Below are 16,258 nucleotides of genomic sequence, written 5' to 3' on the forward strand. Positions count from 1 at the left end.
TGTCGGCGCCCGTGCACGAGAGCGGGCCGGGGGATGAGCGGCGGGGGGCCGCACACATAATCGACGGAGCGTGCGCACAGCCAACCGACACACAACCAAGGGAGCAGCACATGGCCGAGGTCGTCGAGCTGGCCTACTACCCCGTCAAGGGGTGTGCCGCCGTCTCCACCAGGAGCGCGGTCATGCAGCCCGCCGGACTCACCCACGACCGCGGCTTCATGGTGGTCTCGCCGCAAGGTGTGGGACGTACCCAGCGACGGGACCCGAAGCTCGCCGTCATCCGCCCCGAGGTGAGCGAAACGGGACCGGGCGGTGAGCGGTTGACGCTGCGCGCACCCGGCGCAGAGGCGTTGCACGTCGACGTGGAGCTCGAGGGAGAGCCGCGGGAAGTGGACATGCTGGGGCAGCCGCTGCGCGGTATCGACCAGGGGGCGGACGCCGCCGACTGGCTCTCGGAGGTGCTCGGCGCCCCCAGCAGACTGGTCCGGGTCCCGCCCCGGAACGACAGGGTCACCGACGGTCTCACTCCCGGCACCTCCCGCTACGCCGACAGTTCGGCCGTCCACCTCCTCTCCCGGGCCACCCTGGACCGGTTCAACGCGCGGCTCGCCGAACGCGGTGCAGCGCCGCTGCCGATGGCCCGTTTCCGCCCCAACGTCGTGGTGGACGGCTGGGACGCGGAACCGCACGCCGAGGACAGGGCACGGCTGCTGCGGATCGGTGACGCGGAGCTGGGCTTCACCAAGCTCGCCGTGCGCTGTGCGGTCACCCTGGTCGAACAGGGCTCAGGCAACAAGGCGGGTCCGGAGCCCCTCCGCACGCTGGCGACCTACCGCCGTTCCCCGGAGGGCGGCGTCACCTTCGGTGCCAAGTTCTCGGTGCTGCGGCCCGGGACGCTCGCGGTGGGGGACAAGGTGGAGGTGACCGCCTGGGCCGACGGGGAACCGGTGTAGCGCCGCTCCTCCCTCCGGCTCTGGCGGGCGGCGAGCCGCAGCAGGGCCCGCACATACCCGCTGTGGTGCGCGGGGCGGGCCGGCTCGCCTCCGCAACTGCGCCCCGCGCCGTCCAGGCTGTCCTCCAGACAGGCGTCGTGCAGCGGGCCCCAGAACACCGGCCAGCTGAGGCGGACGGCGCCGCGCGCCCTCATGGCCAGGGTGTGCCGCAGCAGCGTGCGGTCGCCGTCCGCCGCGAACACCGCGTACTCGTGGAAGCCGTCGAAGCCCCGTGGAGCGGTGAAGGTGAAGCGCACCCAGGTGCCGGGAACGTAGGCGGCGACCGTGTAGCGCACCGGGCCGTGGCCACCCGCGGCACCTTCCCCCAGTGGCCGGTCGAACGCCATGGCAGGCCAGCCGTGCGGCCACAGCCGGTCGTCGTCGCCGGCCAGCGAGTCGAGCAGGGTGCCCACCTGGCTCGGCGGTGCGGACAGTAGCCGTTCGTGCACGTTGTAGACGTCCATCGGACCTCCGTAGGGCTTGCGAAGCAGTTTTAGAGAGGGCTCTCTAATACGGGCAGGTTACCCTCCCGACCATGGCGAGGCCACCCCGATTCGATACCGAACAGCTCCTCGATGCCGCCGTCCGGCTGGCTGCCGCATCCGGTCCGGCAGGCGTGACCATGGCAGCCGTCGCCAAGGAGGCGGGCGCGCCGAGCGGCTCCCTCTACCACCGCTTCGCCGGACGGAACGCGCTGCTGGCCGAGGTGTGGCTGCGTACCGTCGAACGTTTCCAGGAGAGCTATCTACGCGTCCTCTCCGCGCACGACGACGCGCGGCAGGGCGCCTGCGCCGCCACCCGGCATGTCGTCGTCTGGTGCCGTGCCCACCCCGGCGAGGCGGCCGTGCTCCTCTGCGGCCCGGGCGACTTCGGGCGGGAGGACTGGTCGGACGAACACCGATCACGCGCCGACCGGGGCAATCAGCGGATGTTCGCCGCGATCGGCTCCCTGACCACGGCGCTGGGCGCGGAGGGCCCCGAGGGCGCCGAACGCCTCACCCTCGCCCTGATCGACCTTCCGCTCGCCGTCGTCCGGCGCCATCTGCGCAGCGGCGGCACCCTCCCCCCGCACGCCGAGACCCTCGTCGAGGACTGCGCGGCAACCCTCGTCGACACCCTGCCGAACCAGGCGGGGCCGCCCGGCGCGGAAACGCCGGTCCGCGGAAACAGCGGTAAAGGCGGGGACGGAAGTTGAGGCGGAGGCCGAGGTGGTGCGCAACCATGAGGGCATGGCTTCTTCTTCAGCACAGGGGGACTGCGGACGGCGGGCCCTCCAGCTCACACTCGGGACCCTCGCCGCGATCCCGTTCGCTTCCGGTACGGCCGGGATGCTCGCCGGCCCCTCGGCGCTTCCCGGGCAGAGCGGGCAGGTCAGCGCGACGCTCGACAGCGAGTACCGCTTCGTCAACGCCTTCTGGCTGGCAGCCGCACCGCTCATCTGGTCCTCGCTGCCCCGCGTGGAACAGCGCGGCGGCGTGCTGCGCCTGGTGCTCGGCACTGCGTTCGCCGGTGGCATCGGACGCGTGGTCTCCTGGCGTAGGACAGGCCGCCCGTACCCGACGATGATCGCCGCGCTCGGCCTCGAACTGGTCGCCGTCCCCGGCCTGCTGGCCTGGCAGACAGCAGTCGCCAAGGCGGCCCGCGCCCAGCAGGCACCCGCTCGGCGGACACCCGCCGGTGCGGCACGGTGAATCAGGCAGCCGTCCACCGCTGAGCGCCGACCGATGACAGCTGACGGCTGATGACCGCTGACTGATGACAGGTGACCGCTGACCACTGACCGGGCGCGACGCGAAGAGCCCCCGTCGGACAGCACATCCGCTGTCCGACGGGGGCTCTTCGGCAGGCTCAGGCGTTCGGCGGCTTGATCCAGCCCTTCTTCACCAGCTGGTCGCAAATGTTCTTGGCCCTTGCGTCACTGGCCTTGTGCTGCTTCTTCACCTCTTTGATGCAGTCGACGTACGGGAAAGGCGGCTTGCCGGCCCGCGCCTGGGTGTGGGACGTGGCGGTGGCCTGCCCGGTCGCCAGCAGTACGCCGCTCATCGCAACGGCTGCTGCCAGCGCGATACTCCTCCGTGTCAACGAGTTCTCCTCTCCTCGCTCCGGAACCCAGTGCTCCGGATTCGCACTGGCTCCAACGATCAAGCTGCGGATCGGCAACGAGGCACCACCCGGCCTGACGCGCACGTTTCTCCGCTCCGCTGCCCGGCAACCCGGTCCCGGCTGCCGGGATCGGGCCGGTGCGCCGGCGGCCCCGGGCTCCGCCCGGGACCACCGAACACTGATGTGGAGAGGGCACGTGTCCATATCCGAGAACACCACGGGAAACACCACGGCCGAGAACGCGACAGGAAACACCACGGGCAACGCGGCCACGCAGGAGGAGAAGAACATCTTCGTCCTGGGCATGGACGACGCCAACCGCACCACCCTGGAAGCGGTCCCCGACGCGGCCCGCTACCGCTTCCATCCGCTGCTGGCCCCGGAGGAATTGCAGGGGGACGAGATCTCGGTGCCCGCGCTGCTGGACCGGGCGCGGGGCGTCCTGGACTCCTTCGACGGCCGCATCGACGCCGTCGTCGGGTACTGGGACTTCCCCGTCAGCACCATGATCCCGCTGCTGGCCGAGCAGTACGGCACGCGCAGCACCAGCCTGGATTCGGTCGTCAAGTGCGAGCACAAGTACTGGAGCAGGCTGGAGCAGCAGCAGGTCGTCGACGAGGTGCCGAGGTTCGGCCCGGTGGATCTGGACACCGCGCGGCCGGAGCCGCCCGCCGGGGTGCGCTTCCCGATGTGGGTCAAGCCGGCGCTGTCCTACTCCTCGGAACTGGCCTACGGAGTGGCGGACCTGGAGGAGTTCCGCGCGGCCGTCGACAAGATCCGCGAGGGCATCACCCGGCTCGGCAAGCCGTTCGAGTACGTGCTCGACCAGATCGAGCTCCCGGAGGAGATGGCCCGGGTGGGCGGCATGGTCTGTCTCGCCGAGGAGAGGCTGACCGGCCTCCAGGTCGCCGTCGAGGGCTATGTGCACCAGGGCGCCGTCACCGTCTACGGGGTGCTCGACTCCATCAACTACCCCGAAACGTCCTCCTTCCTGCGCCACCAGTACCCCAGCAGGCTCCCGGAGCCCGTCCAGGAGCGGCTGGCCGAGGTCTCCCGGCGCGTCGTCCGGCAGATCGGGATGGAGGCCGCCACCTTCAGCATCGAGTTCTTCTACGACCCCGGGAAGGGCGAGATCAAGCTGCTGGAGATCAACCCGCGGCACTCCCAGTCCCACGCCGAGCTGTTCGACTATGTGGACGGCGTCCCCAACCATCACTGCATGCTCGCCCTCGCCCTCGGCCGGGATCCCGCCCTTCCGCACCGCGCGGGCCCCTACCTGTGCGCGGCCAAGTGGTACCACCGCTGGTTCACCGACGGTGTGGCCCGGCAGGTGCCCTCCGACGAGGAGGTCGCCAGGGTGGAGGAGGAGATTCCCGGCGTGCGCATCGACGTGGTGCCCGACGAGGGCCAGCGGCTGCGGAACCTTGCACAGCAGGACAGCTACAGCTACGAGATCGCGCACATCTTCACCGCCGGGGAGGACGAGACCCACCTGCGAGAGAAGTACGACCGCGCCATCGCGGCCCTGGGCCTTCATGCCACGGCCCCGGCCGGCACCGCCTCCAGTGATGCTGATGCGGCCCGGCCCGCGTAACCGCACCGCAGCACTACCGCACCGCAGCACGACCGTCGAGCGGAGACCGCGCCATGCGCAGCGTGCACAACCTGCCCTACGAGACCAAGGAAGAGCCCACCACCGTGCCGCTCCCGGACGGCACCCGGCTGTCGGCCCGGGTATGGCGTCCCGTCTGTTCGGACGAGGAGCCCCTGCCGGCGGTGCTGGAGTACATCCCCTACCGACAGCGCGACCTGACCGCCGTACGGGACTCGATCCACCACCCCTACATCGCCGGCCACGGCTACAACTGCGTGCGCGTCGACCTGCGCGGCACCGGGGACTCCGACGGAGTGCTCGGGGACGAGTATCTGGAGCAGGAGCAGCAGGACGCCGAGGCCGTCCTCGAATGGCTGGCAGCACAGCCCTGGTGCGACGGCACCACCGGAATGATGGGCATCTCCTGGGGTGCCTTCGCCGCCCTCCAGGTCGCGGCGCACCGGCCGGAGAGCCTGCGCGCCATCGTCATCGCCTCGTTCACCGACGACAGGTACGCCGACGACATGCACTACATGGGCGGCACGCTGCTGTCGGACAACCTGGCCGAGGCAGGCACCATGTTCGCCTACAGCACCTGTCCGCCCGACCCCGCTGTCGTCGGGGACCGCTGGCGCGACATGTGGTTCGAGCGGCTGGAGCACAGCGAGCCGTGGGTACTGGAATGGCTGCGCCACCAGCGGCGCGACGACTACTGGCGGCACGCCTCGGTCTGCGAGGACTACCAGGCCGTGCGCTGCCCCGTGCTGGCCTCCAGCGGCTGGGCCGACGGGTACTCCAACGCCGTCACCCGGCTCCTCGCCCACCTCGACGTCCCGCGCAAGGGCCTCATCGGTCCCTGGTCGCACAAGTTCCCGCACCTGGGCGAGCCGGGCCCGGCCATCGGCTATCTCCAGGAGGTCGTCCGCTGGTGGGACCGCTGGCTCAAGGGCGTCGACAACGGCGTCATGGAAGACCCCATGCTGAGCACCTGGATGCAGGACAGCGTGCCTCCGTCCACCGCCTACGAAGAGCGGCCCGGCCGCTGGGTGGTGGAGCCGGAGTGGCCTTCGCCGCACGTCACGGAGGTCGACCACCCGCTGTCCCGCTACCGCATCTGCTCCCCGGAGGAGCAGGACGACGCGGTGCCGGGAGCGGCGCTGACGGTGCGTTCGCCCCTTTCGGTCGGCCAGTTCGCGGGCAAGTGGGCCTCCTACAACGCGCCTCCGGATCTGCCCTACGACCAGCGGGAGGAGGACGGCGGATCACTGGTCTTCGAGACGGCGCCGCTCACCGAGCGGCTGGAGATCCTCGGCTCGCCGAGCGTCGAGTTGGAGCTGTCGGTCGGCGAGCCGGTGGCGCAGGTCGCCGCGCGGTTGTCCGATGTGGCGCCCGACGGCAGCGCCACCCGTATCACGTACGGCCTGCTGAACCTCACCCGCCACAGCGGCACCGACGACCCCGAGCCGCTGGAGCCCGGCTGCCGTTACCGGGCCACCGTGCAGCTCAACGGGGTGGCACAGGCGTTCCCGCCGGGCCACCGCATCCGGCTGTCCCTGTCCACCTCGTACTGGCCGCTGGCCTGGCCGCCGCCCAGGCCCTCGCTGCTGAGCGTGTACGAGAACTCCAGCACCCTCACCCTGCCGGTGCGCACCCCGCAGGAGGAGGGAGAGGCACCGCGCGGTCTGTTCGGCGAACCGGAGGGGGCGCCGCCGCTGCCCACCACCACGCTCAAGCCCCCGGAGGAGCGCTGGGACGTCAAGCGCGATCTGATCGGCTACCACCAGGAGTTGGAGATCGTGAAGGACCGGGGGACGGAGCGGCTGGACCACATCGGGCTGGAGGTCGGCCGCCGCGCGTACGAGCGGTACACGGCGATCGCCGACGACTTCACCTCCGTGGCCGGCGAGTCCGTCTGGACGATGACGTTCCGGCGCGACGGCTGGGAGACGCAGACCGCTACCCGTACGGTGCTGACCTGCACCGAGACCGCCTTCCACGTACACGCCACACTGGACGCCTACGAGTCCGGCAACCGCGTCTTCTCCCGCACCTGGAACGAAGAGGTGCCCCGCGACTGCCTCTAGGGGCCCCGCGCCCCGAAGGGGCGCGGGGAACTGCGCGAACGGCCACAACGCGCCCGCAGACTGCGGACGGCGGACAGGGGCAGCCCGTGATCAGGAGAGCTCACCCTCTCAAGGGACCACCACAATCTTGCGGCCCTTCCCCTCGGCGAAGCGCCCCAGCGCCTCCGGGTAGGAGGCCAGCGGCATCCGGTCCGAGATGAACACGTCCGGATCGAGGATTCCACCCGCGAACAGTTCGGCGGCCCGCTCGTAGCTGTGCAGCACGGCCATCGAACCGGTGATGGTGATCTCCTGGTTGTAGATGCGGTACGGCTCGATGGTGGCCCGCGTCGCATAGTCGGAGACGCCGAACTGCAGGAACGTGCCTGCCTTGGCGACCCGGCTCAGGCCGTCCTGGATGGCGGCCGCGTTGCCCGTCGCGTCCACCACCAGGTCCCAGCCCTCGGGCCGGTCGAGCTCTTCGGCGGTGGCCGCCGCGCCGCTGCACCCCAGCTGGCGTGCCGTGGCCAGCCGGTCGGGGTTGAGGTCGAGCATCTCCACGCTTGCCGCACCGGTCCGCTTGGCCAGCTCCAGCATCATCAGCCCCATCGTCCCGGAGCCGTAGATCAGCACATGTGAGCCGAGCTGGCTCTTGAGTACGTCGTAACCGCGTACCGCGCAGGACAGCGGCTCGATCAGCGCGGCGTCCTGGGTACGTACGTGCGCGGGGAGGCGTACACAGTTGGCGACGGGTGCGACGGCGTACTCGGCGGCGCCGCCCGCGCGGGACACGCCGATCGCCGCCCACCGGTCGCACAGGTTGTTGTGGCCGCGTCGGCAGTAGCGGCATTCGTGGCAGTACAGCGACGGGTCGACGGCCACCTGGTCGCCCTCGGCCAGCTCGGTCACCTCGCTGCCCAGCGCCACCACTTCCCCGGCGAACTCATGCCCGGGCACCAGCGGCAGCGAGGGGGCGAACTCGCCCTGGAGGATGTGCAGATCGGTGCCGCACAGCCCGCATGCCGCGACCTTCACCACCACCTCGCGGGGTCCGGGGGCCGGGTCGGGAATCTCGGTCAGGGACACCTTGCCCACGGACTCGACGAGTGCGGCCTTCATTTCACGGCTCCTAGCGACAGGCCCTGGACCAGCTTGTCCTGGGCGGCGAACCCCGCGGCGAGCACCGGCAGGGAGATCACGAGAGACGCGGCGCACACCTTGGCCAGGAAGAGCCCCTGGCTGGTGATGAAGCCGGTCAGGAAGACGGGCGCGGTCTGCGCCACGACCCCCGTCAGCACCCGTGCGAACAACATCTCGTTCCAGGAGAAGATGAAACAGATCAGTGCGGTGGCCGCGATTCCGGGCGCGGCGACCGGTGCGATGACCCGGGTGAGGACGGTGGGCAGTCGTGCCCCGTCGATCTGTGCCGCCTCGATCAGCGCGGTCGGCACTTCGGCGAGGAAGGACTGCATCATCCACACCGCGATCGGCAGGTTCATCGACGTGTAGAGGATGACGAGCAGCCATATGTTGTCGAGGAAGCCGGTGTTCTTCGCGAACAGATAGATCGGCAACAGCCCGGCGACGATCGGCAGCATCTTCGTCGACAGGAAGAAGAACAGCACGTCGGTCCACTTGCGTACCGGCCGGATGGACAGCGCGTACGCGGCCGGCAGTGCCAGCACCAGCACCAGCAGGGTGGAGAAGACCGAGGCCATCAGCGAGTTGGCCAGCGCGGGCCACGGCCCGGCGCCGCCGCCCGCGCCGAAGAACTCCCGGTAGCCGTCCAGGGTCAGCGGCGCCGCGAGCGAGGGCGGATTGGTGGCGGCGTCCGACTCCGAGTGCAGCGAGGTCAGCACCATCCAGGCGATCGGCAGCACGAAGAGCAGCCCGCACACCCAGGCCAGCAGGCCCAGCGCGGCGTTCTTCCGGCGGACACTTCTCGGCGCGGCGGACGCGGCCTTCGGCGGCGCGGCGGACGGTGCCGCCTCGGGTGCGCCTGCGGTCAGAGCGCTCATGCGCGGACCTCCTCGCGGAACAGGGACGAGACCACCCGCAGCGCGAGGGTGGCGATGAGCAGGGAGCCGATGACGACGAGCACCCCGGCGGCCGAGGCCAGGCCGTACTCATGGCCTTGGTAGAAGGTCTGGTAGATGGTGTACGGCAGGTTCGCGGTGCCCAGCCCGCCGGAGGTGATGGTGAAGACGGCGTCGAAGTTCTGCACGATGTAGATCGACCCCAGCAGCGCCCCCAGCTCCAGATAGCGGCGCAGATGCGGCAGCGTCAGATAGCGGAAGATCTGCCAGGCCCCCGCCCCGTCGATCCGTGCGGCCTCGATGGCGTCGGCGGGACGGCTCTGCAGTCCGGCGAGCAGGATCAGCATCATGAACGGCGTCCACTGCCAGATCAGCGCCACTTCCACGGCGCCCAGCGGCATTTCGGCCACCCAGTCCGGCTGCGGCGCTTTCTCCCCGAACAGCCAGTTGAGCGCACCGTTGAACAGCCCGTACTCGGGGTTGTAGAGCACGTGCTTCCACAGCAGCGCCGCGGCCACCGGCACCAGCAGGAAGGGTGCGATCAGCAGGGTGCGCACCAGTCCGCGTCCCCGGAAGCTCCGGTCGAGCAGCAGTGCAAGCAGCAGCCCGAGTACGAGGCTGGCCAGTACGACGACGGCGGTCAGCAGCGCGGTGGTCAGCACCGAGTCGCGCAGCTCGGGATCGCCGAGCACCTCCTGGTAGTTCTCGAAGCCGCCGAAGGACCGCGCTTCGGGATAGAGCGCGTTCCAGTCGAAGAACGAGACCACCAGCGTGGCCACGAACGGTAGTTGGGTGACGACGATCATGAAGACCAGCGCGGGCAGCAGCGGAGCCCGGGTGACCCAGGCCCGCAGCCGGTTCGGCGGTCCTTTCGGTGCGGCGGTTGCCGGCGGAGCGGTCGGCACGGGCTTGTCCTCGTGCGCGCCCGGGGCCGGAGTGGTGGTCGGAGTGCTCATCGGCCTCTTCCCTCGTAGTCGTCGGAGACCTCCTGCGCCAGCTGCTGGGCCTTCTGCAGCGCCTTGTCCACCGACTGGCGGCCCGCGATGGCGGCGCTGATCTCATGGGAGACCTTGGTGCCGAGGTCGGAGAACTCGGGGATGTCCACGAACTGGATGCCGATCGTGGGGCGCTTCTGCACGCCCGGGTTCCGGGGCTCGGCCTCGGTGATGGCCTCGCGGGTGACCTCGTGGAAGGCGCCGGCGGCCTTCTTGTACTCGGGCAGCTCGTACGTCGAGGCCCGCTTGCCCGCCGGGACGTTGGCCCAGCCGAACTCCTTGCCGACCAGCTTCTCGTACTCCTTGCCGGACGCCCAGGAGATGAACTTCCACGCCTTGTCCGGGTTGCGGCTCGCCTTCTGGAGGCCCCAGGCCCAGCTGTAGAGCCAGCCCGAGCTCTTCGTCCTGACGACCGGCGCGGGTACGTAGCCGATCTTGCCCTTCACCTTGGACTTCGCGCTCTCCAGTGAGCCGGCGCCCGCCGTCGCGTCGTACCACATGGCGGTCTTGCCCTGGGTCATGTTGTTGAGGCACTCGGCGTAGCCGGACTGGGCTGCCCCGGACTCGCCGTGCTTGCGCACCAGATCGACATAGAACTTGGTCGCCTTGCGGAACGCGGGATCGTTCAGCCGTGCTTTCCAGTCCTTGTCGAACCAGGTTCCGCCGTAGGTGTTCACGACGGTCGTCAGCGGGGCGACGAGCTCACCCCAGCCGGGCAGCCCGCGCAGGCAGATGCCCTTCATGCCGTGCTCGGCACCGTCCGCCGCGGCCGCGAGCTTCGCCACCTGCGGCCAGGTGGGGTGCTTGGGCATCTTCAGGCCCTCCCGCTCGAAGACGTCCTTGCGGTACATCAGGAAGGACGACTCGCCGTAGAAGGGCTGCGCGTAGACCTGGCCGTTCTCGCCGCTGAGCGATTCGCGCACGGACGGGAGGATGTCCTGCTGGTCGAAACCCTTGTCCTTGCGCGTGTACGGGGTCAGCGAGCGCAGCCAGCCGTTCTTGGCGAAGATCGGCGTCTCGTAGTTGCTGAGCGTCGCCACGTCGTACTGCCCGGCCTGGTTGGCGAAGTCCTGGCTGATCTTGTCGCGGACGTCGTTCTCCGGCAGCACCGTGAAGTTGACCTTGATGCCGGTCTCTTTGGTGAAGTGCTTGGCGGTGAGCTTCTGGAGCTCCAGCATCTGCGGGTTGTTCACCATCAGGACATTGATCGTGTCGCCTCCGGAGCCCAGAGCGCCTGCCCCTGCGCAGGCGGACAGCGCGAGCAGTACGCCCGCCGTGCCGGCGGCGGTGGCCGCCCTGACCGCCCCGGCCCGTCGTGGTCGGCTACGTATCCGGCCCTGCGGACTGCTCTGACAGCGCATGTGAACTCCTGGCGAATCGTGATATTCCGGTCATTCGCGGGCGCACGGCACGGCCGCCCGTGCCGAGCTGGGGAACGCGGGTCAGGCCCTGATGACCTGCGGCCCGCGCAACGCGTAGCGGTGTGCCTCCGGCGCGGGCAGGCTCGTGGAGGTGACCAGCGCCTCGAAGTCACCCACCTCGGCGAAGCGGCAGAAACTCACCGCGCCGAACTTCGTGTGCGGCCCCGCGAAGACCCGCCGCCGCGCGGCCCGCACCGCCTGGGCCTTGACCTCGCTGACGGCCGGGTCCGGAGTGGTCAGCCCGTGTTCCCGGGAGATGCCGTTGGCCCCCAGGAAGGCCAGATCGATGACGAACCCGGCGAGCATCTTCGTCGTCCAGTGCTCCACGGTCGCCAGCGTTCCGCCGCGTACCCGCCCGCCGAGCAGCAGGACGGTGAACTCCCCGGCCGTCGCCAGCACGCTCGCCACCGGCAGTGAGGCCGTCACCACGGTCAGCTGCCGGTCCCGCGGCAGCGCCTCCGCGATGAGCTGCGGGGTGAATCCCTCGTCGATGAAGATCGTCTCCGCGTCCCCGAGCAGCTCGACGGCCGCCGAGGCGATCCGCCGCTTCTCGGGCACATGCATGGTGGTGCGGTACGCGAGCGTCGTCTCGAACCCGGCGCTCTCCACCGGATAGGCGCCGCCGTGCGTCCGGCGCAGCAGCCCGTGCTGCTCCAGTACGCGCAGATCGCGGCGCACCGTCTCCTTGGCCACGCCCAGTTCCACAGCCAGCTGGGCCACCTCGACGGAGCCCAGCCGTCGTGCCGTACCGACGATCTGCCGCTGCCGCTCCGCCGCGCTCATGACTCCTGCACCCTCTCCGTTCGGTCACCGACATGCCCGTTCCTGCCCGTGTTGAGAGTTCTACAGGCCCTGGGCGGGAGCGGCCAGCCTTGCGGCGGAAGAGTTCATGGCCATTTCTGCCCGTTCCCGCATGGCACGGAAGCGCTTGTGACCAGCACTTTCGATGCCGACCGCAGCAGGACGCCGCCCGTTCCGGGCAGCTGTTCGCCCGTTCGGTGTCCGTTCCGTTGCCGAGCCGTACGGTCACGCGGCGGCTTGGCTCCGACCCTCGGCGCGCGGGTTAGGTTCGGGCAACGGCACCAGCACGGCACCGAGCGGCGGGGAAGGAGACCCCTGTGGACGATCTGATGCGACTGCCCGCAGGACTGCCCGAGCCCGAGGACGACGGTGCGGCGGACCACCTGCCAGGAATGCGACTGCCACACCTCGAACTCCCGGAGACCGGCGGGCAGTTGGTGGCCCTGGACCGGCTCGGCCCCGGGCGCACCGTCCTCTACGTCTATCCCCTCACCGGCCGCCCGGACCGCGACCTGCCCCGTGGCTGGGACAGCATCCCCGGCGCACGCGGCTGCACCCCCGAAGCATGCGGATTCCGCGACCACCACGAGCAACTGCGCGCCGCGGGCGCCGCGGCGGTGTTCGGCGTATCCAGCCAGGACAGCCCCTACCAGCGGGAGGTCGTCGAGCGGCTGCGGCTGCCCTTCGCGATGCTCGCCGACCCCGCGCTGACCCTCGCCGGAGCCCTCGGCCTGCCCACCTTCACGGCCGACGGGCGGAGGTTCTACCGCCGCCTCACCTTGATCGTCCACGACGGCGTGATCGAGCACGTCTTCTATCCCGTCTTCCCTCCGGACCGGCACGCCGCCCGAGTTCTCGACTGGTTGCGCGCCGATCCCCGCTAGGTACCGCCCAACGGGGACGCCCGGTACCTCTGGACGAGTGAAAGATCGGCAAAGCAGAACGGATCGTCGGCCCGGATCGCATCTGACGGAGTTTGCTACGGCTCTGACGGGCTTTCCTCTGACCCCAACAGAGAGTCTCCGGGCTCGACGGTAAGGACTTGATTCAGATGCGTAAGACCAAGATCGCCACCTTCGGCGTCCTGACAGCGGCCGCCGTTGCCGTTCCGGCCGCACCTGCCTTCGGGCAGGAGGGGCAGTCAGCCGACACTCACACGCACTCGGAGGCCACGCAGCGTCAGGGTTCCGCTCAGGGCTCCACGACCAACAACACCTACGAGGTGCGCCCCGGCGACACCCTCTCCGAGGTCGCACAGAACCACGGCACCAACTGGCAGGAACTGGCCAGACAGAACAGCCTCGAGGATCCCGACCGGATCTACCCCGGGCAGCGCCTGACCGTCGGGGAGGCCGCACCCCGGCCCGCCCCGACGGCTCCTGACACCGCGGCCCCGCCCAGCGCCGAACAGCAGACGGCATCACAGGCGCAGGAATCAGCACCCCAGCCGCAGCAAGGGCCGCAGAGCCGCAGCAAGGCCCAGGTCCCGAGCGCCTCGACAGCGGAGAACTCCGCCAAGGCGGAGATCATCCGCCGGGAGTCCAGCGGCAACCCGAACGCCCAGAACGGCAAGTACTACGGGCTGTTCCAGACCGACCAGCCCTGGGGCCGGGGCACGGTCGCCGAACAGCACGCCGGAGCCGAGCGCTACGTCGAGCAGCGGTACGGCTCCTGGGCGGCGGCGCTTGCCTTCCACAACGCGCACGGCTGGTACTGACCGTCACCCGAGGCGCCCCTCCGCCCGTTCCGGCCCCGGTCCGCCCACCGTCACGGCGGGCCGGGGGCGGTGGCTTCCGAAAACGGATGGGCACCGTTCCAAGGGCGTGCTAGCCTCCGCGCGTCGGGGCCGACGGGGCCGCTGACCTGAGCGAACAGCGAATGGGGAGATGAGTTGATGATTGCCGTGGAGACCGCCGCGACATGCGGTGCCCGGACAGTTCCCATCTCCCGGGTCCCGGTCCTGAACTGAGCTGAGCTGAGCCCAAGGACACGCCTGCTCCGCCACTCCGGAGGCGCACACCACGCTCCTCCCCAGCACCGGGACCCCTCACCAAAGGTGTTCCCGTTGTCCCAATCATCCACAACTGTCTTCACCACCCGCGCCGAGGTGCCCGGCTCCGCCGACGACGCCGCAGCGATCCGCCGGATCACCCTCGCGGCGTTCCCGACCCCGCAAGAGGCCGGGATCGTCGAGGCGTTGCGCGCCGATCCCGCGGCGTGGATCGACGGTCTCTCGCTGCTCGCCGAGACCCCCGACGGCACGCCCGTCGGGTACGCCCTGCTCACCCGCTGCCATGTCGAAGGACACCCGGCGCTCACCCTCGCCCCGTGCGCGGTGCTGCCCGCGTTCCAGCGGACGGGAGCCGGTTCGGCGGCGATCCGTGCGGCGCTGGCCGCCGCCCGGGACCGGGGCGAGCACCTGGTGCTCGTCCTCGGACACCCGGAGTACTACCCGCGATTCGGGTTCGGGCCGGCCTCCCGGTTCGGCATCCGTGCCCCGATCGAGGTGCCGGACGAGGCGATGATGGCCCTCACCCTGGGCGAGCACACCGATCCGGTGCCGTCCGGTGTGATCCAGTACCCGCCCGCGTTCGGGATCTGACGGCTCCGGCTCCGTCGTCCGGCAACGGCAACGCTGCCGTGGCGACGGTGCAGCAGTCATAGCAGTGCTGCCGTGCTCGAACGGGACATTCCGTACGGGCACGGCAGCCTGCTGTCGCCGAGCCTGCCGGGCCGGTCAGTCCTCGGCCCAGCCGTGGCTCTTCCCGAACTGCACCAGACGGCGCCGGATGTCGAGGATCTGCGCCCCGGTCAGCCCCGGCCCGGCTTCCAGCAGCAGCTCCGTGACCGCCCTGGTGTACTCCGCGACGCTGAGCACGTCGCACATCGGATCTTCGCCGTCCTCCACGCGGGAGGGCGCGGGCCCGTGCGGAGCGTGATTCCCGGTAGCGGACGGTGACTCGAAGGAGGGGGAATCGGGGTGCTCCAGCAGCCGGACGGACGAGGCTTTCAGGCCCCGGTCCCCGTCCTCGATCTCGAACTCGACCGCCACGCCGGTGTGGACGAACGACTCCGGCATCATCAGATCGTTCGCGTGCAGAAAGACGTCTTCGCCCCCGTGGTCCGGGGCGATGAATCCGTATCCCCGTGCACCGTCGAACCGGACGACTCGGCCAGCAACCATATCCACCCCAAACCGCACTCCCCGGGCCCCTTGCCCGGACACCTGCCCGGGATCTTAGCGACCGGGCTCCGCGAGCGGGATGCGGCGGGCAGGCCCCAGGAACCCCCCGAGAGCGCCCCGGGAGTGCCCCTGAGCCCCGGGCGTCACACCGCTGGTACGGTGATGCGCCGTCAGGAAATCAGGCCGCCAGGGGAGTTGGCGGCATTGGCCATTCCGTGGGTTTATCGGCGTGAAGTTCGGGCACGCGGCCTGTGCCGGGTCTCTCTTCCGAGGCTCGCCCCCCATCAGGACGGCTCCCGAGTTCGACGCGCCGGGAGCCGGGAGAAGGCGCACATGTTCACCACCCTCCTCACCGTCGGCCTCGCCGTGATCCTGGCCGTCGCGTTCGGCCTCGCGGTCCGTCTCAGGCAGCGAGCGGCCCTCGACGGGCAGCAGATGGAGCGGCGCTTCGGCCCCGAGTACGAGCGGGTCCTGGCCCGGCGCAACGGCGACGCCAAGGCCGCCCGGCGGGAGCTGGCCGCCCGGCTCCGGCGCTACGGCTCGCTCGAAGTTCTGCCGCTCGGGTCCCGGGCGCGCGAGCGCTACCTCGCCCAGTGGAAAGCCGTCCAGGAAGACTTCGTGGCGTCCCCGGCCAGGGCGCTCGGTGAGGCGGAGGCGCTGCTGACGCGGTTGGCCGCGGAGCGCGGCTACCCGGCAGAGGCACCGTTCGAGGAGCGGATCGCCGCCCTCTCGGTGCACCACGCCCGGCGCGTCCAGGGCTATCTGCGCGTTCACGACGCACGGCACGGTGTCAGCACGCAGAGCACGGCGAAGACCGCGAATGCCCGGAATGCCCCGGACTCCCGAAATGCCCTGGGCCCTCGGGATGCGGTCGAGCCCTCCCGGAACGGTGCGGGCACGGAGGACATGCGTGCCGCGCTCCTCGAAGCGCGCGCCCTCTTCGACTCGCTCCTCAACGCCCGCGCCTGCAACGGCGGCGGCCATCAGCAGGAGCGCACCGTCCGTGCCGCCCGCCCCCGCCTGGGCCTGCCCGGCGGCACGGCGCCGCGCGCACACTGACGCGCCGCGG

The 16,258-nt window shown here is 70.4% G+C and carries 16 protein-coding genes and 1 pseudogene; 9 read left to right on the forward strand and 8 right to left on the reverse strand.

What is annotated here, in order from left to right:
• Positions 1 to 110 precede the first annotated feature (110 nt).
• Positions 111 to 953 carry an MOSC domain-containing protein gene (locus ACTWP9_RS25470; RefSeq protein WP_443248602.1) on the forward strand — a complete coding sequence of 281 codons (843 nt, stop codon included), beginning with the start codon at positions 111 to 113 and terminating at the stop codon, positions 951 to 953.
• Between the two features lie 23 nt (positions 954 to 976).
• Here the strand turns inward: ACTWP9_RS25470 and ACTWP9_RS25475 are convergent.
• A pseudogene (locus tag ACTWP9_RS25475) lies at positions 977 to 1,456 on the reverse strand (SRPBCC family protein); the annotation flags it as partial.
• A 71-nt stretch (positions 1,457 to 1,527) separates the two neighbouring features.
• Here ACTWP9_RS25475 and ACTWP9_RS25480 point away from each other — a divergent pair.
• Both ACTWP9_RS25480 and ACTWP9_RS25485 read left to right on the forward strand, forming a co-directional pair.
• Positions 1,528 to 2,187 (forward strand): TetR/AcrR family transcriptional regulator, encoded by a 660-nt coding sequence (locus ACTWP9_RS25480; protein WP_443248603.1) that lies wholly within the window; start codon positions 1,528 to 1,530, stop codon positions 2,185 to 2,187.
• 34 nt (positions 2,188 to 2,221) lie between these two features.
• On the forward strand, positions 2,222 to 2,683 hold the full coding sequence (locus tag ACTWP9_RS25485; RefSeq protein WP_443248604.1) for a DUF4345 domain-containing protein: 462 nt from the start codon (positions 2,222 to 2,224) through the stop codon (positions 2,681 to 2,683).
• 157 nt (positions 2,684 to 2,840) lie between these two features.
• Here ACTWP9_RS25485 and ACTWP9_RS25490 read toward each other — a convergent pair whose 3' ends face one another.
• Positions 2,841 to 3,074, reverse strand: a complete 234-nt coding sequence (locus ACTWP9_RS25490) for a hypothetical protein (protein ID WP_443248605.1) — start codon at positions 3,072 to 3,074, stop codon at positions 2,841 to 2,843.
• Between the two features lie 325 nt (positions 3,075 to 3,399).
• On the opposite strand from ACTWP9_RS25490, the gene ACTWP9_RS25495 reads away from it, so the two are divergent.
• Together ACTWP9_RS25495 and ACTWP9_RS25500 are read left to right on the forward strand one after the other, a co-directional pair.
• Positions 3,400 to 4,689, forward strand: a complete 1,290-nt coding sequence (locus ACTWP9_RS25495) for an ATP-grasp domain-containing protein (RefSeq protein ID WP_443248709.1) — start codon at positions 3,400 to 3,402, stop codon at positions 4,687 to 4,689.
• Positions 4,690 to 4,742: 53 nt separating this feature from the next.
• Positions 4,743 to 6,773, forward strand: a complete 2,031-nt coding sequence (locus tag ACTWP9_RS25500) for a CocE/NonD family hydrolase (RefSeq protein WP_443248606.1) — start codon at positions 4,743 to 4,745, stop codon at positions 6,771 to 6,773.
• Between the two features lie 108 nt (positions 6,774 to 6,881).
• On the opposite strand, the gene ACTWP9_RS25505 is transcribed toward ACTWP9_RS25500, so the two are convergent.
• The 5 genes from ACTWP9_RS25505 to ACTWP9_RS25525 all read right to left on the reverse strand — a co-directional run bounded on the left by ACTWP9_RS25505 (position 6,882) and on the right by ACTWP9_RS25525 (position 11,987).
• A complete protein-coding gene (locus tag ACTWP9_RS25505; RefSeq protein ID WP_443248607.1) occupies positions 6,882 to 7,871 on the reverse strand; it encodes a zinc-dependent alcohol dehydrogenase family protein in 990 nt (329 codons plus the stop codon).
• Complete coding sequence (locus tag ACTWP9_RS25510; RefSeq protein ID WP_443248608.1) at positions 7,868 to 8,770, reverse strand: carbohydrate ABC transporter permease; 903 nt, start codon at positions 8,768 to 8,770, stop codon at positions 7,868 to 7,870. Before ACTWP9_RS25510 ends, ACTWP9_RS25505 begins: the two co-directional genes overlap by 4 nt.
• A complete protein-coding gene (locus ACTWP9_RS25515) occupies positions 8,767 to 9,744 on the reverse strand; it encodes a carbohydrate ABC transporter permease (protein ID WP_443248609.1) in 978 nt (325 codons plus the stop codon). Before ACTWP9_RS25515 ends, ACTWP9_RS25510 begins: the two co-directional genes overlap by 4 nt.
• The gene (locus ACTWP9_RS25520) at positions 9,741 to 11,114 is read right to left on the reverse strand and encodes an ABC transporter substrate-binding protein (protein ID WP_443248710.1); all 1,374 of its coding nucleotides are present in this window, start codon (positions 11,112 to 11,114) and stop codon (positions 9,741 to 9,743) included. The genes ACTWP9_RS25515 and ACTWP9_RS25520 overlap by 4 nt, the downstream gene beginning before the upstream one ends.
• A 111-nt stretch (positions 11,115 to 11,225) precedes the next feature.
• Positions 11,226 to 11,987, reverse strand: coding sequence for a DeoR/GlpR family DNA-binding transcription regulator (locus tag ACTWP9_RS25525; protein ID WP_443248610.1), 762 nt, complete (start codon positions 11,985 to 11,987; stop codon positions 11,226 to 11,228).
• Between the two features lie 335 nt (positions 11,988 to 12,322).
• On the opposite strand from ACTWP9_RS25525, the gene ACTWP9_RS25530 reads away from it, so the two are divergent.
• The 3 genes from ACTWP9_RS25530 (at position 12,323) to ACTWP9_RS25540 (ending at position 14,607) form a co-directional block, all read left to right on the forward strand.
• Complete coding sequence (locus ACTWP9_RS25530) at positions 12,323 to 12,889, forward strand: peroxiredoxin (protein ID WP_443248611.1); 567 nt, start codon at positions 12,323 to 12,325, stop codon at positions 12,887 to 12,889.
• Between the two features lie 167 nt (positions 12,890 to 13,056).
• Positions 13,057 to 13,722 (forward strand): LysM peptidoglycan-binding domain-containing protein, encoded by a 666-nt coding sequence (locus tag ACTWP9_RS25535; protein WP_443248612.1) that lies wholly within the window; start codon positions 13,057 to 13,059, stop codon positions 13,720 to 13,722.
• A gap of 348 nt (positions 13,723 to 14,070) precedes the next feature.
• Positions 14,071 to 14,607, forward strand: coding sequence for a GNAT family N-acetyltransferase (locus ACTWP9_RS25540; protein WP_443248613.1), 537 nt, complete (start codon positions 14,071 to 14,073; stop codon positions 14,605 to 14,607).
• A gap of 135 nt (positions 14,608 to 14,742) precedes the next feature.
• Here the strand turns inward: ACTWP9_RS25540 and ACTWP9_RS25545 are convergent, their stop codons facing one another.
• Positions 14,743 to 15,189 (reverse strand): cold-shock protein, encoded by a 447-nt coding sequence (locus ACTWP9_RS25545; RefSeq protein WP_443248614.1) that lies wholly within the window; start codon positions 15,187 to 15,189, stop codon positions 14,743 to 14,745.
• A 333-nt stretch (positions 15,190 to 15,522) separates the two neighbouring features.
• On the opposite strand from ACTWP9_RS25545, the gene ACTWP9_RS25550 reads away from it, so the two are divergent.
• Positions 15,523 to 16,248 carry a hypothetical protein gene (locus ACTWP9_RS25550; RefSeq protein ID WP_443248615.1) on the forward strand — a complete coding sequence of 242 codons (726 nt, stop codon included), beginning with the start codon at positions 15,523 to 15,525 and terminating at the stop codon, positions 16,246 to 16,248.
• Positions 16,249 to 16,258 lie beyond the last annotated feature (10 nt).

Source organism: Streptomyces sp. 3N207, assembly GCF_052246355.1.
Lineage (GTDB): Bacteria > Actinomycetota > Actinomycetes > Streptomycetales > Streptomycetaceae > Streptomyces.

Bases quoted from the DNA above. Each gene is read 5' to 3' on its own strand.
- ACTWP9_RS25500 (WP_443248606.1), top strand. From the start codon at position 4,743: ATGCGCAGCGTGCACAACCTGCCCTACGAGACCAAGGAAGAGCCCACC.
- ACTWP9_RS25545 (WP_443248614.1), bottom strand. From the start codon at position 15,189: ATGGTTGCTGGCCGAGTCGTCCGGTTCGACGGTGCACGGGGATACGGA.
- ACTWP9_RS25510 (WP_443248608.1), bottom strand. From the start codon at position 8,770: ATGAGCGCTCTGACCGCAGGCGCACCCGAGGCGGCACCGTCCGCCGCG.
- ACTWP9_RS25505 (WP_443248607.1), bottom strand. From the start codon at position 7,871: ATGAAGGCCGCACTCGTCGAGTCCGTGGGCAAGGTGTCCCTGACCGAG.
- ACTWP9_RS25525 (WP_443248610.1), bottom strand. From the start codon at position 11,987: ATGAGCGCGGCGGAGCGGCAGCGGCAGATCGTCGGTACGGCACGACGG.
- ACTWP9_RS25485 (WP_443248604.1), top strand. From the start codon at position 2,222: ATGGCTTCTTCTTCAGCACAGGGGGACTGCGGACGGCGGGCCCTCCAG.
- ACTWP9_RS25535 (WP_443248612.1), top strand. From the start codon at position 13,057: ATGCGTAAGACCAAGATCGCCACCTTCGGCGTCCTGACAGCGGCCGCC.
- ACTWP9_RS25480 (WP_443248603.1), top strand. From the start codon at position 1,528: ATGGCGAGGCCACCCCGATTCGATACCGAACAGCTCCTCGATGCCGCC.
- ACTWP9_RS25495 (WP_443248709.1), top strand. From the start codon at position 3,400: ATGGACGACGCCAACCGCACCACCCTGGAAGCGGTCCCCGACGCGGCC.
- ACTWP9_RS25550 (WP_443248615.1), top strand. From the start codon at position 15,523: ATGTTCACCACCCTCCTCACCGTCGGCCTCGCCGTGATCCTGGCCGTC.
- ACTWP9_RS25470 (WP_443248602.1), top strand. From the start codon at position 111: ATGGCCGAGGTCGTCGAGCTGGCCTACTACCCCGTCAAGGGGTGTGCC.
- ACTWP9_RS25515 (WP_443248609.1), bottom strand. From the start codon at position 9,744: ATGAGCACTCCGACCACCACTCCGGCCCCGGGCGCGCACGAGGACAAG.